General features: G+C 51.5%; 16 protein-coding genes and 1 riboswitch. Of the genes, 3 read left to right on the top strand and 13 right to left on the bottom strand.

The features are described 5' to 3' along the window. Positions 1-3: 3 nt before the first annotated feature. The gene (locus tag DFP94_RS23095; RefSeq protein ID WP_114498859.1) at positions 4-921 is read right to left on the bottom strand and encodes an ArsR/SmtB family transcription factor; all 918 of its coding nucleotides are present in this window, start codon (positions 919-921) and stop codon (positions 4-6) included. Positions 922-1,173: 252 nt separating this feature from the next. Between DFP94_RS23095 and DFP94_RS23090 the strand changes: the two genes are divergently transcribed. Then, positions 1,174-2,244, top strand: a complete 1,071-nt coding sequence (locus tag DFP94_RS23090; protein ID WP_114498833.1) for a hypothetical protein — start codon at positions 1,174-1,176, stop codon at positions 2,242-2,244. Positions 2,245-2,325: 81 nt separating this feature from the next. On the opposite strand, the gene DFP94_RS23085 is transcribed toward DFP94_RS23090, so the two are convergent. The 7 genes from DFP94_RS23085 to yabP all read right to left on the bottom strand — a co-directional run bounded on the left by DFP94_RS23085 (position 2,326) and on the right by yabP (position 12,932). Then, positions 2,326-6,054 (bottom strand): non-ribosomal peptide synthetase family protein, encoded by a 3,729-nt coding sequence (locus tag DFP94_RS23085; RefSeq protein WP_245955073.1) that lies wholly within the window; start codon positions 6,052-6,054, stop codon positions 2,326-2,328. A 26-nt stretch (positions 6,055-6,080) separates the two neighbouring features. Further along, positions 6,081-7,841 (bottom strand): methyl-accepting chemotaxis protein, encoded by a 1,761-nt coding sequence (locus DFP94_RS23080; protein ID WP_114498831.1) that lies wholly within the window; start codon positions 7,839-7,841, stop codon positions 6,081-6,083. Between the two features lie 163 nt (positions 7,842-8,004). Continuing rightward, positions 8,005-8,092, bottom strand: a riboswitch (cyclic di-GMP riboswitch). 157 nt (positions 8,093-8,249) lie between these two features. Beyond that, positions 8,250-10,748, bottom strand: coding sequence for a stage II sporulation protein E (gene spoIIE / locus DFP94_RS23075; RefSeq protein ID WP_114498830.1), 2,499 nt, complete (start codon positions 10,746-10,748; stop codon positions 8,250-8,252). 371 nt (positions 10,749-11,119) lie between these two features. Beyond that, positions 11,120-11,602 carry a S1 domain-containing RNA-binding protein gene (locus tag DFP94_RS23070; RefSeq protein ID WP_114498829.1) on the bottom strand — a complete coding sequence of 161 codons (483 nt, stop codon included), beginning with the start codon at positions 11,600-11,602 and terminating at the stop codon, positions 11,120-11,122. Positions 11,603-11,718: 116 nt separating this feature from the next. Further along, positions 11,719-12,066 (bottom strand): FtsB family cell division protein, encoded by a 348-nt coding sequence (locus tag DFP94_RS23065; protein WP_114498828.1) that lies wholly within the window; start codon positions 12,064-12,066, stop codon positions 11,719-11,721. 18 nt (positions 12,067-12,084) lie between these two features. Then, positions 12,085-12,654 (bottom strand): spore cortex biosynthesis protein YabQ, encoded by a 570-nt coding sequence (gene yabQ, locus DFP94_RS23060; protein ID WP_114498827.1) that lies wholly within the window; start codon positions 12,652-12,654, stop codon positions 12,085-12,087. After that, positions 12,651-12,932, bottom strand: a complete 282-nt coding sequence (yabP, locus tag DFP94_RS23055) for a sporulation protein YabP (protein ID WP_114498826.1) — start codon at positions 12,930-12,932, stop codon at positions 12,651-12,653. Before yabP ends, yabQ begins: the two co-directional genes overlap by 4 nt. Before the next feature lie 174 nt (positions 12,933-13,106). Between yabP and DFP94_RS23050 the strand changes: the two genes are divergently transcribed. Next, entirely contained in the window at positions 13,107-14,540 is a 1,434-nt protein-coding gene (locus DFP94_RS23050; RefSeq protein WP_114498825.1) for an aspartate ammonia-lyase, read from the top strand. A gap of 13 nt (positions 14,541-14,553) precedes the next feature. Next, positions 14,554-15,801, top strand: a complete 1,248-nt coding sequence (hydF, locus tag DFP94_RS23045; protein WP_114498824.1) for a [FeFe] hydrogenase H-cluster maturation GTPase HydF — start codon at positions 14,554-14,556, stop codon at positions 15,799-15,801. 104 nt (positions 15,802-15,905) lie between these two features. Here the strand turns inward: hydF and hydG are convergent, their stop codons facing one another. Genes hydG through DFP94_RS23020 form a run of 5 tightly spaced genes read right to left on the bottom strand, consistent with a single transcriptional unit; the run spans position 15,906 to position 23,881 of the window. After that, positions 15,906-17,336, bottom strand: a complete 1,431-nt coding sequence (gene hydG, locus DFP94_RS23040; RefSeq protein WP_114498823.1) for a [FeFe] hydrogenase H-cluster radical SAM maturase HydG — start codon at positions 17,334-17,336, stop codon at positions 15,906-15,908. A 58-nt stretch (positions 17,337-17,394) separates the two neighbouring features. After that, positions 17,395-19,128 carry an NADH-dependent [FeFe] hydrogenase, group A6 gene (locus DFP94_RS23035; RefSeq protein WP_114498822.1) on the bottom strand — a complete coding sequence of 578 codons (1,734 nt, stop codon included), beginning with the start codon at positions 19,126-19,128 and terminating at the stop codon, positions 17,395-17,397. An 18-nt stretch (positions 19,129-19,146) separates the two neighbouring features. Beyond that, on the bottom strand, positions 19,147-21,030 hold the full coding sequence (gene nuoF / locus DFP94_RS23030; RefSeq protein ID WP_220270934.1) for an NADH-quinone oxidoreductase subunit NuoF: 1,884 nt from the start codon (positions 21,028-21,030) through the stop codon (positions 19,147-19,149). Positions 21,031-21,042: 12 nt separating this feature from the next. Next, on the bottom strand, positions 21,043-21,552 hold the full coding sequence (gene nuoE, locus DFP94_RS23025; protein ID WP_114498821.1) for an NADH-quinone oxidoreductase subunit NuoE: 510 nt from the start codon (positions 21,550-21,552) through the stop codon (positions 21,043-21,045). A 37-nt stretch (positions 21,553-21,589) separates the two neighbouring features. After that, on the bottom strand, positions 21,590-23,881 hold the full coding sequence (locus DFP94_RS23020) for a thiamine pyrophosphate-dependent enzyme (RefSeq protein WP_114498820.1): 2,292 nt from the start codon (positions 23,879-23,881) through the stop codon (positions 21,590-21,592). Between the last annotated feature and the right edge of the window lie 3 nt (positions 23,882-23,884).

The raw sequence follows: 23,884 nt of genomic DNA, 5'->3' as shown, positions 1-23,884 counted from the left end.
TTGTTATTCATGCAAAATATACTCCATCAGCTTCACGTGCAGATGCTCCAGCATTTCCGGGCGCAAACTATACTCGGTCAACGTCTCGCCCTCAAAGTGAGCCCGGATAAACCCGCCGTTCCGAAGTTTGGAGATATGATCATGGGTAATCCCCTTGGATAATTTGAGATGGCGGACAATTTCGGTGAAGCTTCTCGGCCCTTGATGCAGATAGCGTAAAATTTTTAACCTGTTGTTTTCCCCCAAAGCCCGTATCATATGATATTCATGCAGCGGAAAAGCCGCAGGATTCTCCGGATAGATTCTTGCGGAGTAATGGCAAAGCGTTAATTTGCCAAAGTGCGAAATCACATTAATAGGCTGAAAATGATATTGGGGGACCAGGACGAGCCGCTCCAACCCTTCTTTGGGATTGAACACCAGTCCGTTGGTTGTACTATCGATGAATTCCCCAGCCTCAAGCCTGCCGGAAGTCATTACGTCCTTTCGTTCTTTTGCTTCTTCTTGCAGCGAATCAAGGATCGAATGATCGATATGCTTAAAGTACTGATCGTTCCATTGGGAAAACACGGATAAGATACGGGAGCGGAATTGTCCCATATCCTTTGGGAACTGATGACTGTACTCGGCAATCAACTCATACAATTCACCGGTCGATTTCCCCTCCAACCAAGCAAGAAAACTTTCCACCTCGGATCCGTCCCTGCACAAATAAACTAACAGATAAGTTAATTTCCAATCATTATCGACTTCCATCTCATCTAATATCGATGCTAGCTCAGGCGTTAAGCTTTTCTTGGTTTCCTTAACCCATCCGGGGGCAAGAACAATCTTCTTATGCGACTTACGGCAGATATAGGCATGAAGACTGTTCATAAGTTCATATAGAGGTTTAAATTCGATGTCTACGTGGTATTCCAAAAATGCGCACGCCCCTTCCTGAGAACTATTATAACTGCAAACCCAAAAAAACGGCATCACCCTCCCCGAACATTCGGGAAGAAGGTGATGCCGCTCCATCCGATCATTCCAATCCCGCAAAGGAAAAAATAGGGTTATTACAGAATATTAACTTACTCGCAATTTTTTAGTTCTATAATTTGGAAAAAAGAGATTGGAATAGCGACGATGTCTCACTACAAATCACTGACACTCATTAGGAGGCTTTTTAGCATGAAAAAAAAGGTAGTAAGCTTATTTATAACGGTACTGATGTTAGTAACTATTCAAGCCGTCGTAAGTGCGAATGATGCGACCACGCAATACCCGGAAAGTTTCCTGGGCGACAGCACCCGGGTTTTTGCCCTTACTCAGGATAAATCCCTTTTTGTGGATACGATCAATAACCAGTTGCAAGTTGTAAACCTAAACACACAGCAAAAAGAATGGGGCAAAAATTTCAAAATTATTTATGACTGCGATATATTGGCGAATCCTTCGAAAATCGTCATTTTAACTAAAGAAAACGATGCCCTTTTAAAAATAACTTTATCTGCTGACGGCAATGTTTTATCTAAGCAGCTATATCCTTATTTAAAGCCCAAAGACAATCAGAAATGGAGCTGGTCCCCGGCCCGAAACCAAGTGAAGGAACAGATAGCTATTTTAGATCAAGAAAAAAGACAGGTGCAAGTTTATCAATACCCTTGGAAAAAACCAAGCCACACGATTTCATTCGGCTTACCCGGCGATGCCACCTATGAAGACATTCTAATCAATGACATTCAAATTCAATATCCTTATGTAATCATAAAACTCGATGGGACCAGCCTAATGCAATCACAAAATTTATATAGAATCATCAACCTAGCGACTCGTGAAAAAAACACGATTCCAATGGAATGGAATGTGAACTCCGACTTTACGATTGAGGGGAACGAATTAGTCGTAACTACATCAAGCGTGACCGGCAACCCGCTCGGGATCAATACAAATGTCGAACATAATTTATATGCCAGATATAACCTGGAAACCCGCTTGCCTAAGGTGAAAATTACGCGTAAGTTCACGACAGTCGATTCCAATTGGAAAGCAAGTTATGGAGACAATCATCTTATGGTATTTGATTCAGAACAAAATACACAGTCGTTGCTTGATAAAAATGGCGAGTTGCTTCATGAAACGCCTATGACGGACACGGATTTACATAACAGATTCGTAGGTTATCATGAAGGGAAAATAATCTTCTTAGCTCCGACCGGGAACCGTGCCGGGAAAATAAGGATTACTCATCCAAACCCATAAAACACATCGGCACTTCAAATAAAACGGCATCACCCAACCCGAACATTCGGGAAGAAGGTGATGCCGTTTTCGTTAAGTTCTTTATTTCAGAACCGGCGCGGGAAAATAACTGACGGAGACAGCGTGTTGGACCAGCCGCGCGATGTACTCCTGATCCGGCACCTGACAGGACACCGGGGTTCCGTGCAAATATTCCATCGTTTGCGGGCAGGCGAACCGGTACGGCGAGTTCTTCGCCCCATCGCCTTCGAGTTGGGCCATGGCCAGCTCCATTCCTGTGCTGTCCTTCGGCTCCCCGGCATTCAACAGCCAGGCTTCGTAGTCGGCCCAATCGAGCAAATCAATATGATAACCATACTCCCGGAGATATTCCACCATCTGCGCATAAGATAGTTGAACCGGATTGCAGATATGGAACAACCGGCCGACGGTTTCCTCCTGAAGCGCCAGGGTGGCGATTGCCGCTCCCGCATAATTTACCGGTGTCATATCGACCTGCCAATTAACGCTCGGCGCTTTCCCCAGCAATATCATCGCCTTCAGCATACGGTAAAAGGCGTTATTATCGATATTCCGCTGAAAGGACCCGGACTTCGAGTGGCAGGACAAGTTTCCGACACGGTAAACCGTGGCAGGAACGCCTTCCTCCTGACAAGTTCTAACGACAAGCCGTTCCGCATCCAACTTACTGTTGGTATAGACATTGTTAGTCGCCACCGATGGATCGTAGCCTTCCCGACTGACGAAAGTGTCCCACTCTCCGGCAAACGCCAAGTCTTCCGGAATGCCGAGCGTGGAAACGTAATGGAAGCGGACACTCTTTCCGCGGGCGAATGCCAGCAATCGATCCGTACTCTCCACGTTAACCCGGTTAAAATACTCGGGATCGCCAAAATGCTTCACTTCTGCTCCGCAATGAACAATGGAATCGATTCTGTCCGAGAGTAAGGTCAGAACGCGATCATTCAGTCCCAGATTATTTCGTTCCAAATCGCCTTGAACCGCAAACACCCGCCCTTCCATCAGGGAGGTAATCTCCGGGCCGAAATATCCGCGCATCACCTTGCTCAGCCGCTGATAGGGGTCTTCTCCCCCCACGGAGCGAATCAGGCAATAAATTACGGCTTCCGATGACTGAAGCAATTCGTGCAGCAGTGAAGAGCCGAGGTATCCTGTAGCTCCGGTGAGCAAAATATGATTTTGCCGACTTACGGACTCGCTGTCCACGATGTCTCCGCCGAACATGCGCGGATATTCCTCCAAATCAATGGGCTGTCCGTTGTGAACGGCAGGGCCTTCATCATTATCCAATACTTTCAAACTCAGTTCGGTTACCCGATCCGCCAGCTTCGCCACCGTCGGATACGCAAAGAAGTCGTTAATCTTCAGCTTTGGAAAGCTTGGTTTCAGCAGCACGAGCGTCTCCAAAATTTTCAACGAGTGCCCACCGATTTCAAAGAAATCATCGTGGACTCCTATGGAGCTGCGTCGCAGGCTCTTTTCCCATGCGGCGGCTATCTCCTTCTGCAGTTCATTTTCCGGCGCCTCGAAGTCCGGGTTATCCCCATTGATGGCCGGAAGCTCCAAAAGTCCAAGACGCTTGCGGTCGATTTTTCCCGTCGGCGAAATCGGCATGGCATCCAGGCATACAAAATAGCCAGGAACCATGTAGGCAGGTACCTTCGTCTTCAAAAATGAGGCCAACTCCGCCTTAGCGACGGCATCTCCCGTTTTGGACGTATAGAAAGCGGCTAGCATCTTCTCGCCGGCAGCATCTTCCTTGACAATAATCGCCGTATCCCGGATCTGCTCGTGTTTGGCCAAATTCTCTTCGATTTCACCGATTTCAATCCGGTAACCTCTAATTTTGACCTGCAGATCCTTACGGCCCACATACTCGATTCCGTTTTCCTGCAAGCGAACGAGATCCCCGGAACGGTAATACTTCTTGCCCGAACCCGGATTTACGGGATCCAAAACAAACGCCTCGTCGGTTTTTTCTGGCTGATTCAAATATCCTTTGGCCAACCCGACAGAGTGAATCCATAACTCGCCGACCACGTTCAGCGGGCAGAGTTGCTGCTTCTCATTCACGATCAGAACCTCGTAATTGGCAAGTGGCTTGCCGATGCTAACCGTAGTCAGATCCTTCGATACGGGTCCGTCGATCAAATGCGTAGTCGTTGCCACGGTTGCTTCTGTAGGCCCATAGGCGTTTACAATAACCGGCTGATGCGGCAGTTTTTGTTGCAACAAACGTACCGATGCGCCCGGCAGGGCCTCTCCCCCAATTACAAAGCTCAAAATACCATTGTATTTAAGACCGTCTTCCGGACTTAAATAAGATGATAACTGGTTGAAGAAGACGGTCGGCAATATACCGATTCGCGTCGCCCCGGTTTCTTCGATAGCCGAAGTAAACGAATCCACGGAATAGCGCTGCTCATTGGATAATAAATGCAATCTTGCCCCGCAGCAAAGGGCACTAAAAATATCATAGACCGAAGCATCGAAACTGAACGTGGAGTACTGAAGAATCACATCCTGTTCCGTCATCTGCAGTTGATCTACCGTAGCCAGCGCCAGGTTAACGACCCCGGCATGAGGAATTAATACCCCTTTCGGTCTTCCGGTTGTTCCGGACGTATAAATTACATAAGCTACGTCCCCGGAAGCGGCGACAATACCGCCCGGCTCAGCGGAAATCCCGTCAAGCTGGGTATCCAGACAGAAGACGGACACGTCCTCTAATCCGGCGGACAAAAGGTCGGAAAGCTTCGAAGTATACGATTCCTTTGTGATTACGATCCGGGAACGCGTGTCCGCGATAATATATCCATTCCGGTCCTCCGGATGCTCCGGGTCGAGCGGCACATATGCGCCGCCTGCTTTGACTACTCCAAGCATCCCAATGACGGCATCCAGACTGCGTTCCATAAAGATAGATACGAAATCTCCCTTATGAAGTCCGCGTTCGAGCAGCCCCCGGGCAACCTGATTCGATAAAGAGTCGAGTTCCGCATAAGTCAGCTTTCGATCTGCGGAAGACAAGGCAACGCGATCTCTAAAGCGCTCTACGGTCCGGTGCAGCATTTCCGGAATACTCCTCGGCTGGCCGGGCCAAACTCGAACCGTATCATTGAGCAGTCTATAAGCTTCCTCATCATCTTCCGTGAGAATGGGAATGCTGCCAATGGCCCTATTACCGTCGGCCATCACCGACTTAACAATGCATTCAAAATGGGATGCGAACTTACGGATAGTACTCTCTTTAAACAAGTTTTTGTCATATTGAATAAAAACCAGAACTTCGCCGTTTTTTACGATTACTTGCCAATTCAAACAGCTTGGCTTGTAGGCGGAGTCCTCCCCGAAGATGGTCTGTACCAAAGGCGATTGGCCGACCAAACGTTCAATTTCGGCCAGCGGCAGGGCGGCGAAATCCAAAGCATTCGATTTTTCCGACACCGCCCGGTACAGATCCAGGAACGAAATCTCCGCTTCACAGCGCATCCGCAACGGAAGCAAACGTCCTTCATGATCTTTAACGCCGACAATTTGATCCTGTTCTCCGCTCATTCGATATAAAAAGGCGAAGTAGCAAGCCATCATCCAGCTATTCAAATCAAACTCCTTGGATATTTTAGAGATGGATTTCTGGTAGACATGCAACCTATAGGCCGTATACCCCATATCCCGATCGGAACCCAGCCTTGGAAAGTCTGTATAAATATCAAGGCCCGACAATGGCGGCTGCAATTCATTCACCCAAAAATCCCTGATAATACGATCCATTAGTAAGGTACCCACTTAAACTCAACTCCCTGCTTCTCTCTCTATAATTTCAACCCTTCAACCACATGTTCCAGTTTTCCGGAGATTTCGTTCAGGCTCTCCGCCGAATTGACGATTTTCCCGGCGGATGAACGTTGCTCCAGTGCGCTGGACTTAATAGATCCCGAGATGTCGGCGTTTCTCTCAGCCAATACGGCAATCTGTCTAATGGTAGTTGTGATCTGCTCCGTTTCTGCGGCCATTTCTTCCGTCGACGCGGAAACCTCCTGAATCTGGCTCGTTATCTCTTCGGTAGCGTGCAATATATTATAGAAAAGCTCTCCCGTTTCTTTCACGATATCGATGCCTGCTTCGACATTTCTTTGTCCGTCAGTAATGGCATTCACTGCAGTCAATGTTTCCTTTTGAATGTAATGAACGAGATCTGCGATCTTCTCCGCCGATTTGCCGGACTCTTCTGCCAGTTTTTTCACCTGGTTGGCTACAACCGCAAATCCCCGTCCTTCTTCGCCGGCTCTGGCTGCTTCAATGCTTGCGTTCAGGGACAGGAGGTGCGTTTGCGCAGAGATTTGCGTAATGACTTGAACGATCTCCTCGATTTCGCCCGAACGTTTCTGCAATTGCTCAATCGAAGACACGGAATTTTGTACCGACTGGTGGATCGAATCCATCTGTTTCATCACTTTGCCGATATTATCTCCGCCCAGTTCAGACTGCTCCTTCATTTGCAAGGATGCTTCCGACAGCGAGGAGGTACTTCCGGCAATCGTCGATACTCCGGAATTGATCTCCTCCAGGGAAGTTACGCTCTCCGCAATCGACTTGCTTTGCTGCGACACTTTATCCGAGATCTCTTCAATATGATTGGTGATATTGGTAGAAGTCTGATGGTTTTCCTCCGAAGCCGTGAACAGGACGCGTGCCTGCTCGGCCGATTGGGACGATACGTTCTTGATGGTAGTAACCAGTTCCTTAATATTCGTCACCGTGGAATTAAATTTCTCGTTGACCTTGCCCAGTTCGCTTTGGTTCGTTTTTAACTGCATACTAAAATCACCCTGGCTAAGCTTCTCCAGCGCGTTCATCAGATCTTTGACGGGAGCGAAAGTCCGTCTCAACGTTATATATTGGAATGTGAGAATTACCAGTAAAATGATAATCAAAGCTAAAGAAGTATATTTTAACAGATCCTGCTGCCCGCTCAAGATAACGCTGGCGTCAAAGTCCATCCCCATATAAGCTAATACTTCCCCATTTTCATTCTGGAACGGATAAAGCACGGTCAGCCAAGTACCATAGTCATCCTTGTAAGGCTTGGTAAAGGTGATCTGCTTTGTTTTCAACATTTCCTGGACGCCCTTTACATGGAAGGAGGGTTGTCCAAGCATATCCCCCAAATGAAGGCCTTCTCCCTCGAACATATCCAAAATCGCCGTCGGGAATGCAATCATCTGCGTACTATTGTCAGTAACTTTCGAACCGAAAATATAACCTTGCGCGACATCCGGATGCGTAGCGGATAAATCGTCGAAGATCTTCGTCAATTTTTGCTGAACCGGAGAATTGCGGTCCGTATTTTTCATCGCCTCGGAGGCTTCAGCAGGCGTAACCTTGGTGCTCCAGGCTTCCATCACCTTCTGTGAATCCGACTCCAATTGATTCCTCAAAACTCCGCCCTGAAAATAGTAGCTGGATGCAATCAGAATCACGCCGGTCATTAGGATAGAGGCACTGGTCAAAATCATATTTTTCGTTACAATACTCCAACGGCGGAATCCGCCTAATCTTTGTGCCAACTTCATTTCTTAAGTCTCCTCTTTCCGTCTGTTAATATGAATAGGATGTATGTTTGGTATAGTCAACAAGTTCTGATGCTCTACCCCTTTCCGAAAAAATTAAGATTTGCCCGATTTTTGGGCAAAAAAAAGATAACCTAAAGTAGAGATACTATAGGCTACCGTTTTTTCAGGCAACTGGCTGACATTTCCCGTAACAGGAATTAGTCCCTATAGCTTTGCGTCACTGCCTTTCGGCAGTTTTGCCAAAAATATATTTAAAATTTGAGAAATAGTGCCATATTTGGTGTATAACATGAACGATAGGGTATATTTTACTACATACTTCAAAACATTCCCATGTAAAAATATACAATATTTTGTCTAAATTATGACTAACGTCCCGATTTTTATATTTTGACAACTCCCTATTTCCTAGCTGACCGTCCGGGGTCGTTCCAGAGGAGTAATGCCCGGGATATGCAGCGTCGACCATTGCGGCATGAAATGATCCACTTTTGCTACGGCGACCGTCATATCGTCCTGGATCACATTTTTCTGATAACGGATGACCGATTCAAGCAGACAATCGGCAATTTCCTGGGGGTCATCCGACTGAATCTCCTGAATCAGACGTTTAATCCACAACTCCTTGTTTACCGCATAACCGGGTGCATCATAAATCCCGTCGGTCATCATGATCAGCGTATCGCCCGGGTACAATTGCACCGTGACCAAATCCACTTCGATATCCTGAATGATTCCGATCGGCAAATTGCTGGCCGACACCTGAATGACTTCCTGGCCCCGCTTGATAAAGCTGGGAGTGGAGCCGATTTTCAAAAACGTGGTCCGGGCCGAGTATTCATCAATCAGCGCCATGTCTACGGTTGCGTAGATCTCATCCGGCGAACGCAGCATTAATATCGAATTCACCGACTTGATCGCCAGCGTCTCATCCATCCCGGATTGCAGCAACTGCTCCAAAATATTCAGCGCGGTACTGCTCTCCAATCGGGCGCGCTCCCCGTTGCCCATGCCATCGCTAATGGCAACCGCATACGTTCCGTTCCCCAGTTCCATGGCGCTGAAGCTGTCTCCCGACAACAGATCCCCGCCCTTGGCCGTCCCAGCTACTCCAGTCATGATCACATAGGTTTTAGCTGAGCCAAATGTCACTGTAGCCAGACCGTCGCGTCCCGCCGGCAACGAATCGCTGATCACCGCGATATGCTCGCCAAGGATGTCGGACAGCAGCGGCGCGATAATTTTCCGGCATTCATCAAAGCCGCGGGTATAAGCATGAACGACTTCGATTTCCACATTGCCATGATCCAGGTTGACGATATCGATGCTGTGAATGGACAGGCCCATTTTTTCCAAAGCATCGCGAATCTGCTCTTCCTGCTTATACATGGCTTGTCCCTCGCGCTGAATCTCTTTCGCCAGATCCTCCATCACCTGCGATACCCCTGACAGTTGCTCCGCTACCAGCAGCCGGCTGTCGTATATTTGCCGTTTCCAGTGCATATCATGTTGATAAAGATTGTATTCGTGTTTCATAACCGACAGGACCTGATCGGTTTTCGCGCAAATTTTGTTCCATTTGGCCGGCAGTTCCTCCTTAGACAGATCCGGATTCTCTTCCACGGCCGTCATCATTTCGGTCATATATTTATAGGTTTGATAAAATTTTCCGTCCCAGCACGCATTCCGGCGGAAACAGGTCGCGCAAGCGCCGGAGGTGACTGCATTCATGAAATGATCCACTTCCTCACTCCGCTTGGCAATCTCCCCGGAACTGGCTATTTGTCCAAAACTGCGGGACAACTGTTTGAAGACTTGAGAGAATTGCGATACCCGGCCTGCAGTTACTTCACGCATACGTTTGGCGTATTCATGCTGCGTTTTGGTATGATCCTGCGTGCCGGGGATATATTTGGCGATAGCAGAGACAACGCTGCCCGGGGTCAATAAAAAGAGCAGTACGGCCACGCAGCTTTCCCATGTAGATGACATTACTTCGGCGGAGCCCGTCAAATAGATGGACAGAATCGACGATCCCAGCAGCATTCCGAAGCCGACGGCCCATTTCCGCCCTTCCCGCAGCATCCCTGCCAACATGCCCGAAAAGGCGAGCAGGCTCATTTGATAGAGAGCCGAGGTATCGGCCAAGCTCAGGATCAGACCGGTTACGACGCCTACCGAAGCCCCGAGCGTAGCGCCCCCGACTAGAGCAAATATAAGAATTAAATATCTCGTTAAAATATGTTCAATCGATAATCCGGAAATTTCCCAGCCGACTGAACCGGTCATGACCGAAGCCAGCAATATAACTAGACATACGATTTCCTCGGTGCGCAGCTGGTAATTCCGTTTTCGGTAAGTAAAGACCGGAACGGCTTGAATAAATACCAAAGTCAGCACAAAGCTCAGCACCGCGTCCATAACGGTCATTACAAAAACATACCAGGTAAGTGACGGACCGATCACTGCCGCAAACAATAATGCAAGAAAGGTGCTCGTAAAAACCATAAGCGGCGCATAAGATACGTCAGCGTGCTCAAACGATTCCAATCCCTTATGAATGAGAAAGAAAATGGTCAACTCCGCCGCAATCACGGCAGCGTGATGGCCGGAAATGAACATGGCCCCGGCAACCATAACCGCTCCCGTCACCACGGCGATATCACGCCGCATAAACATCATGACCGCAAAAAAAGCGGCCGCAAAAGGAGAAAACTCGTCAAGTATGGTCGCTTTTCCGAGCAAAAAACTCATCAACAGGAACAGGCCTGTCCACTTGCTCGCCGCAAACAATCTGCTGACGTTGATAACGATCGGGAGCTGCTTCCACCCGTTCCATCGAAATCTTCTGATCTGCCCCTTCGCCTTCTTCATCCCTGGAAATGGGATCACGTTCCACTTCTCCATTACCTGGCACCGCCTTTTCCATTTTTGTAAGGTATGTCCCATTATAGGAGGGGCCGGACGGAAAGTTTGTCATATACCGGAACCTGGGATAAAGAATTTTCCGACAAATTGAGAGGGCCTCACGAAACATCACGAACACAGGCCCCCCATGAGAATGAGACTCCATATGCGTGCCTATGTTCGTACAAAACCGAGGAATCCAAGTAAACATTTTCTGCCAATTCATCCAAAGTGAGGCGTGGATTGCGTAATAACCTGTCGCCTGAAGTGCTCAGACGACAAAAAAAGAATTTGAAGGAAAATGTCCGCGAAAAACAAAAAACCGCAGGCAATAGGTTGCCTACGGTGGGTTTCATTATAAAATTAGGAGATTACATGCGTTTGGCTCCGCGTCCTCCGCGTTTGCCTTCCGTGTTCTTCTTCAGCGAAGAAATGCGCTCTTCACTGTCCTTAAGGAAACGGGAAACTTTATCTTCAAATGAAGCCTTGTTCGGTTGCGGCTTAAAAGGACGTCCTCCCCGATCCCGGTTAAATCCGCCGCCAGGACGATCTCCGTCTCTACCTCCCGGACGATCGCTACGTGGTGCGCGAGACGGTCTTGTTGTAGCCTCTACCGGTTTATCAACGGCTTGCTTAATGGAAAGTCCGATCTTGCCGTCCTTGTCGACATTGATTACTTTGACGGTAACCATATCGCCGATCTTCAGATGATCATTGACATCTTTAACATAATTGTCTGCGATCTCCGAGATGTGAACGAGACCCGTGACACCTCCTGACAGATCCACAAATGCTCCGAAATGCGTGATGCCTGTCACTTTTCCTTCTAACTTGGTGCCCACTTCAATTGACATAAAATAAAATGATCCTCCCTTAAAAATATACAGCCAGGCCTCGAAATCATGACTGCGGTGATTTGATTATACATAATGAGTCAAACAAGGTCAACAGCCGTATATCCCGCATGGGGTCAGTCATTTGCGGGTTCAGACTCCGATACGTGCACCGGAATTTCACCCGGTTTGTAAAGTCCGTATTTCTTCATGGCAATTTGACCGATATATTCAGGATCTTTAAGACGGTTTAACTCATATTTTAATTGGTTTAAACTCTGCTCCGTATCCTCTTTGGAAGCTTGCCGCTCCGCCAGTTGATGGGATTTGTCCCCGATCTCTCCCGATTGGGCGATGTAAGTATAACCTGCCCAGCCAATGAATATTACCATAAAGCTCATCCATAACCGAAGCCGTCGGCGTGCCCCGACCGATTTAGCGGCAGTCTGATCATTCTTATTCAATTTCGCCGTTCCATCGCGCATCAAGGCACCTCCACTCCGTTATTCTTTGCTGAACCAGGCTTTCCACAATCTTGCAAAATAATTTCGAACAGAGCGAAGCCTGTCCGGCAAACGCAGAGACTTCCAGATAGGTCTTGTGGCCCAGATCAGAAGTTTCCAAATCGGGGACAGTGTGACCCTCCCCATAAAAAATACTACGATCCAGACAAAGCCCAGCAGCATTCGTATGCTTTTTAACAGCCATTTCAGCGGTGCAAGCACCGCAAGTTGCATTATTCTAATGGCTATTCTGTAAATCTTTTGAACTACCTTAATTAAATTTACCACAAAACGCTCGGTTATAACACTGAGAAACAAAAAATGAATCCAAACGCCTATAAACAATCCGAGAAAGACATAAAACCGGAGTTCTCCCTGGTTGACCCGGTATAGGGTGCGGAACACGAAGAGTGAAGCGGCAATCCAATACAACAGGTCCAGAATATGTACACTCCAGCGGGGAAAACGGAGCTGTCCCGATACGACACGGTAGCTGTCAAAGGCGATCCCCAAGATTCCCCCGCATGCGAACATCCACAGAAGAGTCACCCACTGCAATTGTAAATTCATCGGAACAGCTTTCCAAGCAGACCTTTACCGGAAGAGTGCGAACCCGGATCCAAATAAGACAAGGAATTCACGAGGCCCTCAATACTGACAAGTCCCTGCTCCAAATTGAGATTTTTGATATGTAAATTTTGGCCCCGGATCGTCAAGTGCCCCAGTTCAGTCTGAAGTAGAAATTCCTCGCTATCAAAGCTCTCCACGTTCAGGACACCCGAGATCTCCAACAGCTTTCTTTGCATCAAGTGCAACTCCTGGCGTTTCCCCTTTCCCTGTTCGACCATGGCATGTACCCCTCCTTCTTACAACTAGCTTATGGAAGGTACATTCCCTTTAGAACCTTACTGCACCGGAAAGCGAAATAACTTTGTTTCAGTGATCAATTTTACTGTAGAGGAAACCGCATTCTTTTACCATAAAGGAAATACATTCCAATTGCAGGATAGGGGCGCACCTATATGAGCAAAGGAAATGCATTACATTCTGACCAGCAACAAAGCTACCGTATCGAAACCGACCCGTTAGGAGAAAAAGCGGTCCCGTTAGACGCCTATTACGGTATTCATACAGCCCGGGCCTTAGAAAACTTCCCCGTAAGCGAAAGGGCCGCCAACCGGCACCTGTTCTCCTCCATTGTTATCATCAAAAAGGCAGCGGCGATGACGACCGGTAAGCTGACCCTGATTCCCGCCCCTGTCTCCCGGGCCATTATCCTGGCCTGTGACGAGATCCTCGGCGGAGCCTTGACGGACCAATTTCTAGTCGACGCGTTACAAGGCGGAGCGGGCACTTCCACCCACATGAACGTAAACGAAGTTGTCGCCAATCGGGCGATCGAATTATTAGGCGGGCAAAAAGGGGATTACTCCCTCGTCCATCCCCTGGATCACGTGAATTGCTGTCAATCCACGAACGATGTGTATCCTACCGCTCTGCGAATCGCCGCAATCTCACTTCTCCGGCCGCTGAGCGAAGCCTTTGCCTCCTTGCAGGAAGCGTTGCAGCGAAAAGAGCAGGAATTCGCAGATATCTTGAAGCTCGGCAGAACGCAACTGATGGACGCCCTGCCGATGATGGCCGGACAGGAATTCGGCGCCTACGCCAAAGCCGTGGCCCGCGATCGCTGGCGGCTCTATAAAGCGGAAGAACGGCTGCGCGAGATCCATCTCGGCGGTACCGCGATCGGAACGGGATTAGGGGCTCCCCGGGCCTATATTTATCAGGTGACGGAAGTGCTGCAGGATTTGACCGGTATGGGCCTATGCCGCAGCGAATTTCCGATCGACCCGACGCAGAATATGGATGTCTTCGTCGAAGTCTCCGGGCTGTTGAAAGCGGCGGCGGTAAACCTGCTCAAGATCGCCAACGATTTGCGGTTGCTGGCCTCCGGTCCGGCCGGAGGCCTTGGTGAATATCGGCTGCCGGCCGTGCAGGCCGGTTCGTCGGTCATGGCGGGAAAGGTCAATCCGGTCATGGCCGAAATGGCCGGGCTCGTCGCCATGCGGGTTATTGCGAACGACTCGGCGATTGCATGGGCCGCCGCGGGCGGACAGCTTGAATTAAATGCGTTCTCTCCGCTTATCGCCGAGTCCCTGCTCGAATCGCTGGAGATCCTTACTCATGCCGTACAACTCTTTGAACAACGCTGCATTCGCGGCATAACGGTAAACAAAGAGCAGTGCGAGAAGCACTTGCAGCAATCCACCGTGTTGGCAACGGCGCTTGTCCCTCATCTGGGCTATGAGCTGGCTTCGGAAATTGCCAAAACGGCTCAAAACGAGGGCAAAACGGTCGAAACCCTCGTTCTGGAACGCGGTCTGCTGACCGACGATCAGGTTCGCCGCATCCTGAGTCCGCTCCAAATCACCAAACCGGGAATTCCCGGCATATAAGGGGGGAAGGCATATGAGCACATCATCCACGCCGCGCGGTGAACGAATTCATATCGCCATTTTTGGCCGGAGCAATGTGGGGAAATCGAGTGTCATCAACGCGCTGACGGGACAGGAGCTTGCCGTAGTTTCCCCTGTTAAAGGGACGACGACCGATCCGGTATATAAAGCGATGGAACTGTTGCCGCTAGGCCCGGTCATTCTGATCGACACGGCCGGGCTGGACGACGAAGGATTGCTTGGCGAGCAACGCATGCAAAAAACCCGGGAAATCATAGGCCGCACCGACCTGGCTCTGCTGGTCGCCGATGCTGCGGCGGGGGCGGACGATTTTTACGTAGAGCTGCTTGCCGAGCTTAGATTCAAGGGCATTCCCGTCATCAGCGTGATCAACAAAAGCGATACGGTAGAGAACGTTCACAAGATCCAAAGCGGAATTGAAGCCATGTACGGAGTCAAGTCGGTTCCTTTCAATGCGTTGTCGGGAGACGGAGTCGCCGGGTTGAAGCAAGCCATCATTGATGCCCTCCCTCACGATAACGAACGATTCCGCATTGTCGGCGATCTGATATCGCCCGGCGACTTTGTCGTCATGGTCATTCCAATCGATAAGGCAGCGCCCAAAGGCAGGCTGATTCTGCCTCAGCAGCAGTGCATCCGCGACGTGTTGGAGAGCGATGCCGTCGCGATCGTGACCAAGGAACACGAACTAAAGGAAACCCTGGGCCATCTGGGTCGCAAACCGCGGCTCGTGATTACGGACTCGCAAGCTTTTCTCAAAGTAGCCGCCGATACCCCGAAGGATGTTCCGCTCACTTCCTTCTCGATCCTGTTTGCCCGTCATAAAGGGGAGCTGAATGAACTTGTCAGAGGTGCCCGCGCCATCGAAAACTTACAGGACGGGGATTCCGTACTAATCGCTGAAGCCTGCACGCACCACCAGCAATCGGACGATATCGGCACGGTCAAAATCCCGCGTTGGTTAAGGCAGTTGACCGGAAGACAGCTCCATATCGAGCATGCCGCCGGATACGGCTATCCTCCGGATTTGAGCCGCTACGCTTTAATTGTCCACTGCGGAGCATGCATGCTTAACCGAAAGGCAATGCTGCATCGCATCCAGGAATCCAAGGCAGCTCAAGTGCCGATCGTCAATTATGGCGTTCTGATCGCTTATGTGCACGGCATCTTCCCGCGTGCGATAGATTTATTCCCGTCGGCTGTCATGGCATGGGAGGAATCGGCGGACTCGCCCGTATAGTTATCACCCGTTTAATAAAAGAACCGTCCGACGAATGAATAGCTTCATCCCTGGACGGTTTTTTTATTGAAAACAGCATATAGGGTCATCCCCGACGGACTTGGCTAGAACCTTAAGTCGCGCTCCCCGGCTTCAATCCGTGCCAGCCGGTCTAGAGTAACCTTCCGCGCCGCGGCCTTCGGAATCCGGTCGAGATTTTGTTCAATCACGGCCCGGCCGATTTCCCGGGCCTCTTCGTCGCCATAGTCCAGCAGATATTCCTGCAAGGTCAGCAGCGAATTCGGATGGCAGACGTTGTGGATCTGGCCCGATTTGGCAAGACGCATAAATCGGTCGCCGGTTCTGCCTTCGCGGTAACACGCCGTACAATAGCTGGGGATATAGCCATCCCGGCACAGCGCCTTGATCATCTCCAGCGGGGAACGCTGATCTCCCACCTCGAATTGCGGAGTGTCCCCTGCCGTACCCTTCTCCTCATACGTGTTCATATACCCGCCGACTCCGGTGCATGAGCCCGCGCTGATCTGCGAGATACCGAGCTTAATGACCTCATCGCGGAATTCCGTATCCTCGCGGGTGGACAGAATCATTCCGGCGTAAGGGACGGAAAGGCGCAGCACGGCCACGATTTTTTTGAATTCCCTGTCGCTCACCAGATAGGGGAAACGTTCCAGATCGACCCCTTCGGCTGATCTTAGGCGGGGCACGGAGACGGTATGCGGTCCGCATCCGAACGTTTCCTCCAGATGATTGGCATGAAGCAGCATGGCTACGGTCTCGTACTTATGCTCGTACAATCCGTATAGGACACCGACGCCCACATCATCGATGCCGGCCCGCATGGCCCGGTCCATCGCCGTCGTATGCCAGTCGTAATCGCCCTTGGGTCCTTGGGCATGAAGCTTGCGGTAAGTAGGGCGGTGATAGGTTTCTTGAAACAGGATGTACGTTCCGATTCCGACCTCGCCCAGCTTGCGGTAATTATCCACGGTAGTCGCAGCAATATTGACGTTAATACGGCGGATGCTGCCATTGTCCACCTTGACCGAATAGATTGTCTCCATGCATTCGAGAACATATTCGATCGAACAGTTGAGCGGATCCTCTCCGGCTTCCAAAACAAGACGCTTATGTCCCAGCCGCTGGAGTACTTCCACCTCCCGAATCAGCTCTTCCCGGTCCAAACGCCTCCGGCGAAGCTCGCTGTTCGAGTGCTTGTATCCGCAGTACTCACAGTTATTCACGCAGTAGTTGCTGACATATAAGGGAGCGAACAGAACGATCCGGTTTCCGTAAATCCGCTCCTTCACTTCGCGGGCCGCGGTGAAGATTTCATCCAGGATTTGCTCCTCGTCCACATGAAGCAGCACGGCGGCCTCCATCGGACTTAACCCTTTGGATGCCCTCGCCTTCTCCAGGATACACCGGACCAAATCCGGATCGCGGGCCGCCGAGTCGCCGAAGGCAAGACATGCCTCGATCTCTTCCTCCCGTATAAATTCGGCAAGTTCCTCATGAGGTGCTGCTTTGCTCATCCCAATCCCTCCTGCTGATTAATAGAGTGAACCCGCTATTTATAGAACGTGGCTCCCGTTAATAACGGGAGCGCACTTTGTAATGCGTATGCAGATAAGTGTGGCTCTTGGAACTGTTCGGCCGCTCCAGGAACTCCGCATACACTCGAAGGATGTGCGGATTGCGGTGCGATTTGCGGATCGGCGACGCCTCGTCCTCGTCATAGATCGCTTTCGCCCGCTCCGCTTTTACATTGACCTTGCCCCTGAGATCGGCCTGGAGCAGAGGCTGGCCGCCGCCGCAGATGCAACCGCCCGGACAGGCCATCACTTCGATGAACTCGTAGTTTCGCTCTCCTTTGGCGATCATGTTCATGAGTTTTCTGGCGTTGCCAAGACCGTGTGCGACGGCAGTACGAATCATTTTCCCGTTAGGCAGCATGACCGCCGTTTCCTTGATCCCCTCCATTCCGCGCACGGCGGTATACTCGACGGTGTCCAGCTCTTCTCCGGCAACCAGCTCAAACACCGTACGCAAGGCGGCTTCAGCCACTCCACCCGTTGCCCCGAAAATGACTCCGGCTCCGGACGCCTCGCCAAACGGATTGTCGAAATCCTCCCCACGCAGACGAGCGAAATCGATTCCCGCTTCCTTGATCATCCAGGCCAGTTCTCTGGTCGTCAGGACATAGTCCACATCCTGCCGTTCCGCGTGCGACAATTCTTCACGCTGCCCTTCATATTTCTTTGCCGTACAAGGCATGATCGAAACGACCACGATCCGCTCGGGATCGATGTCCATCATCTGCGCAAAATAACTCTTGATGAGCGCCCCCTCCATCTCGTGAGGGGATTTGCAACTGGAGAGGTTATCCATCATATCCGGGAAAAAATGCTCGACGAATTTCACCCAGCCCGGGCAACAGGAGGTCATGAGCGGCAGCCGTTCGCCGGTTTCCAACCGTTGCAGCAGCTCGTTGCCTTCCTCCATGATGGTCACGTCGGCACCGAAATCCGTGTCGAACACCTTGTCGAACCCGATCCGCCGGAGCGCGGCAACCATTTTGCCGGTCACCCGGGTACCGACCGGCATGCCGAACTCTTCGCCGAGCGCGACCCTTACCGCCGGAGCGGCCTGAACCACGACGAACTTGTTGGGATCGGCGATGGCCTGCCAGACATCGTTCATATTTTCCCGCTCCTGCAGTGCTCCAACCGGACAAGCCATAATGCATTGGCCGCAGTTTACGCAAACGCTTTCGCCTATCGGTTTGCCCATCGCCGGGCCGATGGTCGTGTCAAAACCGCGATTCATAAACCCGATGGCCCCGACGGACTGTAGATTGCACACCGCTACGCACCGTCCGCAAAGAATGCACTTTGACGTATCCCTCATAATGGCAGGAGAAGAAAAATCGACGTGACTGTGCGATTTTTTTCCCGTATAACGTACGTGGCGAACGCCGACCTGCCTGGAGACATCCTGCAACTCGCAAGTACCGCTTCGCGAACAGGAAGGGCACTCTTGGTTATGATCCGACAGGATCAGCTCCACCGTCGTCTTCCGCGCATCCCGCACCTTCTGGGTATTGGTCCGGATTTGCATACCTTCTTCCGCCGCCAAGGTACAAGATGCGATCAATCGGGGGCCCGACTCTACCAGACAGACGCGGCAATTGGACGAATGACTGACCCCCTGCATGTGGCAAAGGGTGGGAATATACACGCCCAGCTCGCGGGCTGCCTGGAGAACCGTCGTTCCTTGGGGCACTTCCGTTTCGATATTGTCGATCCATAATTTTACGGTATCCATCTTGATCTCCTCACACCTTTAGCTTTTATAGATGGCGGCAAATTTACAGCTGTCAAAGCAAATCCCGCATTTAATGCACAGCTCCGGATCGATGAGATACGGCTCCTTGATCTTGCCCGTAATGGCGTTTACCGGACATTTGCGCGCGCACAGCCCGCAGCCTCTGCACTTCTCGGCCCGGATCACGAACGAGATTAGGGAACGGCAAACACCGGACGGGCATTTTTTGTCGACCACATGCGCCACATACTCATCTCGGAAATATTTGAGCGTGGACAGCACCGGATTCGGAGCGGTTTGCCCCAAACCGCAAAGGGAGGCCGCCTTGATTTGCACGGACAATTCATCCAGCACGTCAAGATCTTCCATCGTTCCTTTACCTTCTGTAATTCTCTCCAAAATTTCGAGCAGCCGCTTGGTGCCGATCCGGCAAGGAACGCATTTGCCGCAGGACTCATCGCGTGTAAAATCGAGATAATAGCGGGCCACGTCAACCATGCAGGTCTCCTCATCCATCACCAGCATGCCGCCCGAGCCCATCATCGAACCGAGGCTGAGCAAGGTATCATAATCGATCTTGCGATCCAGATGCTCGCTGGTGAGGCAACCGCCGGACGGCCCCCCGGTCTGCACCGCCTTGAAGGCCTTGCCGCCGGGAATTCCGCCGCCGATCTCAAAAATAACCTCGCGCAGCGTGATGCCCATGGGCACCTCCACCAGCCCGGTGTTGACCACTTTGCCGCCGAGCGCAAACACCTTGGTCCCTTTGCTCTTGTCCGTGCCGATACCGGCATACCATGCGGACCCTTTGAGCATCACCTGCGGGATATTGGCCAACGTCTCCACGTTGTTTATGACCGTTGGCTTCTCCCACAGGCCGCTGACCGCCGGAAACGGCGGCTTCGGATTGGGCATTCCCCGTTTGCCCTCCACCGAATTCATCAGCGCGGTTTCTTCCCCGCACACGAAGGCACCGGCCCCGAGACGCACGCTGACATCAAAAGAAAAGTCACTGCCGAACAGATTGGCTCCGAGCAACCCATACTCCCGTGCCTGCTTGATGGCGAGTTGAATCCGCCTTACCGCAATTGGATATTCGGCCCGCACATAGATGAAGCCCTGGTCCGCCCCGATCGCATAACCGGCAATCGCCATTCCCTCCAGTACCGAATGCGGGTCGCCTTCCAGAATGGAGCGGTCCATAAATGCGCCGGGGTCGCCTTCATCGGCATTGCAGATAATATATTTTTGCGGATTATTCTGTTTGGCCGCGGTTTCCCACTTCACCCCGGTCGGAAAGCCCCCGCCTCCGCGGCCCCGGAGCCCGGCTTCTTTCACCGTGCGGATAACTTCGCCCGGTTGCATCATGGTCAGCACATTATGCAACCCTTTGTATCCGCTCATGGCGATATACTCGTCGATCTCCTCCGGATCGATCGTTCCGCAGTTGCGAAGAGCAATCCGCATCTGCTTGCGGAAAAAATCAACCTGTTGCAGCGGCAAAATCTCCCCGTCCTCGATAGAAGCCTCATAAACCAGCCGCTCTACAATCTGCCCCTTCAATAAATGATCTTCAACGATTTCCGCAACATCCTCCACGGTGACACGGCTATAAAAGACCTCCTCCGGGTAAACGATAACCACGGGCCCCAATTCACAAAGTCCAAAACAGCCGGTACGCACGATGTCGATCTGATCTTCAATCCCCTGACTGGCTACTTCCTGATGAAATGCATCGACGATGATCATCGAATCCGATGAAACGCAGCCCGTACCGCCGCAAATCATGACGGACCGCTGAGCAATGCCGACGTTGTCCTCCTCCACCTTGCCGAGCTGCCGCCTGACAAGCCGGCTCAGCGCAGATGTGCGTATGCTTTCCAGATCCACTAATGTTTTCATGTCGTTTCCTCCTTAATGCGTATGGGCGGGCGTACGCATCGATTTCAGGATTTTCGGAATTTCGTTCGGTGTTAAGCGGCCATACACTTTCTCGCCGATCGTCATGACCGGAGCGAGACCGCAGGCCCCGAGGCAGCGGGTGGCATCCAGCGTGAATTTGCCGTCAGGCGTAGTCCCCTGCACCGGAATTTCGAGTTCCTGGGCCAGCCGGTCCAGCACAGCCTGCGCTCCCTTGATATAGCAGGCTGTACCCATGCAGACCCGGATCACGTACTCCCCTTTCGGTTCCAGCGAGAAGAAAGAGTAAAACGTCGCTACCCCGTATATTTCCGCCATCGGCAACTCCAGCTCTTCGGATACGATTTGGAGCGCTTCCTCCGGTAAATAACCGAATATATCCTGGATTTCATGCAGAACGGGAATCAGTGCCCCCTGAAGCATCCGAAACTGGGCGATGACCTCCCGGACCTGATCCAGCCGTTCCTTGTTCACCTTTCCCTGACCGCAGCAAGTATCCTCCATAGATGAAATTCTCCCCTTTCAAAAATCCCTGATTCCCTTACAGGAGCGGGGATTCATGCTTCAGCTTGAGACGTTCCCAGCGCTTGTCGATCTCTTCCTCGAAAGCGCCCAGCAGTTCTTCATCGGCAAGCATGTGCTTTGTCTTGCCCATCATCTCCAGCCACTCCGACACCGGGATCCGGTTGTTCTTCGCTTCCGGATCGTACGTAATCGTGGTTACGCCATGCTCCACCTCATACAGCGGGAAGAAGCACGAGTCTACCGCCGCTTTCAGGATGGTGCCGCCCAGGTGATCTTCGGAGCGCCAGTTTAGCGGACAGGTGCTCAACACTTTACCGTAAACCATGCCCTCATTCTGCGCGTACCACTGCGCCTTGGCGGCCTTCATAATCAAATCCTGCGGCATGGACTCCACCGCCGTAAATACATACGGGATATTCGTTGCGGCCATAATCTGCGGCGTGTCCTTATGATGGAACGCCTTGCCCTTCTGCTTCTTGCCTACGCCGGACGTACTCGTCTGATGTCCGAGCGGCGTGGAATAGGACAACTGGGAGCCGGTATTCATATAACCCTCATTGTCATACTCCAAAATAATCATACGATGGTTGCGCAGCGCCGCCCCGATGGACGGGCCCATCCCGATATCCATGCCGCCGTCGCCCGTCACCATAATGAAGGTTACATCATCGGACACTTCAATTTCGCCGCGCCGTTTCCGCTCCCAAAAAGCTTCAACCATCCCCGACACCGTCGCCGCCCCGTTTTGGAACAGGTTGTGAACGAAAGTCTGTTTATGGGACGTGTACGGATAACCGGCGGTAACGACATAAGCGCAGCCGGTTTGCACGAGGGTAACGACATCCCCCTCGATCCCTTTATAGAACAGCTCCAGGGAAGAGATGGCGCTACAGCCCGGGCAAGCGCCGTGTCCCGGAGCCAGCCGCTTCGGTTTGACTGTGAGGCTGCGCAGCGGCGGCAGCTTCACTTTGAGCTTGCCGGTCGCCTCGTTCGGCGTAATTTGGATCAGACCGCTCTTATAGGCATCGCCATGGCGCGGAGTCAACACCGGTTGAAGCCGTTTATCTTCCTCCCCCGGCACTTGGCCGTAATAGTCAAAAGGCACCTCTGCACGGCCCTTTTCAACGGCCTCTAAGGCCAGGCGGAAGAAAGCATCCGCATCATCCGGATAAAAATCCTTGCCTCCCAGCCCAAACACCCGGGAGAGCACGATCGTGGAATTATCCGGGTCCAGCTTCAAGGCGGAGCGCACCTCATGCGTCATATTGGCGCCCTGTCCGCCGTAAGAGTCGGCCCGCTCGCCGACAAGCAGCGCTTTGACGCCGCGCAGCGCATTCCGCAGCTCTTCAGCCGGGAACGGCCGGATAATATTCGGCCGGACCAGCCCCGCCTTGATCTCTTCCGCGCGCAACTTGTCGACCGTATCCTTTGCCGATTCCGCCGCCGAATTCAAGAGGAATAGCGCGACTTCGGCATCGTCCATGCAGTACAGCTCCAGCGTTTCATAGCTGCGTCCGGACAATTGTTCATATTGGTGGACGATCTGCTTATACACCCCGGCCGCCTGCTCCTGAGCAAGATGCAGCTGGTAATGGTTATTCAGCAGGTCGTCGCCGTTCATATGGGCGCCGATCGTAATCGGATTGGCCGGATCGGCCACATTATCGAATCCCGCCGGCGGCTGCTCTCCGACAAAAGCGCGGACGCTTCGGCCATCCTGGAAATAATGGAGCTTCCGTTTTTGATGGGAAGTAAAGAAACCGTCGTAAGCGACAATAACCGGCAACCGCACATCGGTATGCTCGGACAGTTTCAATGCGATAATGTTCATGTCGTATACCGCCTGCGGTGTGCTGGCCGTCAAAATGAGCCAGCCCGTGTTCAGCGCATAATACAAATCGGAGTGGTCGCCGCGAATATCCAGCGGACCGCTGATAGCGCGTGTCACCAGGTTTAACACCATCGGAAACCGGGTCCCCGATTGTACGGGAATCTGTTCCAGCATGTACATAAATCCGTTAGCGCTCGTCGCATTGACTACCCGAGCTCCGCTCAACGCCGCTCCATAGCAGATGCCCGCCGATCCGTGCTCGCCGTCCGCGGCGATCAGTTGGATATCATGAAGACCCTGCGCCTTCTTCTGATCGAGAATTTGAGCGATTTCCGTCGACGGCGTGATCGGGAAATAACCCATCACATGATAATTGATCTGCATTGCCGCCATTGCCGCGGCTTCATTCCCCGACTCAAAAGCAACCGTTTGTTCCGGGGTCGTTAATGCTGTTACTGCTTCTTCCATGATCGACATAGG

Source organism: Fontibacillus phaseoli (assembly GCF_003337355.1).
In the GTDB taxonomy this organism is placed as follows: Bacteria; Bacillota; Bacilli; order Paenibacillales; family Paenibacillaceae; genus Fontibacillus; species Fontibacillus phaseoli.
Note: the sequence above shows the minus strand (reverse complement) of the source record. Positions and strands in the feature narration are given on the sequence as shown.

Coding starts and splice junctions, on each gene's coding strand:
- DFP94_RS23090 (WP_114498833.1), top strand. CDS start 1,174: ATGAAAAAAAAGGTAGTAAGCTTATTTATAACGGTACTGATGTTAGTA.
- DFP94_RS23080 (WP_114498831.1), bottom strand. CDS start 7,841: ATGAAGTTGGCACAAAGATTAGGCGGATTCCGCCGTTGGAGTATTGTA.
- spoIIE (WP_114498830.1), bottom strand. CDS start 10,748: ATGGAGAAGTGGAACGTGATCCCATTTCCAGGGATGAAGAAGGCGAAG.
- DFP94_RS23070 (WP_114498829.1), bottom strand. CDS start 11,602: ATGTCAATTGAAGTGGGCACCAAGTTAGAAGGAAAAGTGACAGGCATC.
- DFP94_RS23065 (WP_114498828.1), bottom strand. CDS start 12,066: ATGCGCGATGGAACGGCGAAATTGAATAAGAATGATCAGACTGCCGCT.
- yabQ (WP_114498827.1), bottom strand. CDS start 12,654: ATGAATTTACAATTGCAGTGGGTGACTCTTCTGTGGATGTTCGCATGC.
- yabP (WP_114498826.1), bottom strand. CDS start 12,932: ATGGTCGAACAGGGAAAGGGGAAACGCCAGGAGTTGCACTTGATGCAA.
- DFP94_RS23050 (WP_114498825.1), top strand. CDS start 13,107: ATGAGCAAAGGAAATGCATTACATTCTGACCAGCAACAAAGCTACCGT.
- hydF (WP_114498824.1), top strand. CDS start 14,554: ATGAGCACATCATCCACGCCGCGCGGTGAACGAATTCATATCGCCATT.
- hydG (WP_114498823.1), bottom strand. CDS start 17,336: ATGAGCAAAGCAGCACCTCATGAGGAACTTGCCGAATTTATACGGGAG.
- DFP94_RS23035 (WP_114498822.1), bottom strand. CDS start 19,128: ATGGATACCGTAAAATTATGGATCGACAATATCGAAACGGAAGTGCCC.
- nuoF (WP_220270934.1), bottom strand. CDS start 21,030: ATGAAAACATTAGTGGATCTGGAAAGCATACGCACATCTGCGCTGAGC.
- nuoE (WP_114498821.1), bottom strand. CDS start 21,552: ATGGAGGATACTTGCTGCGGTCAGGGAAAGGTGAACAAGGAACGGCTG.
- DFP94_RS23020 (WP_114498820.1), bottom strand. CDS start 23,881: ATGTCGATCATGGAAGAAGCAGTAACAGCATTAACGACCCCGGAACAA.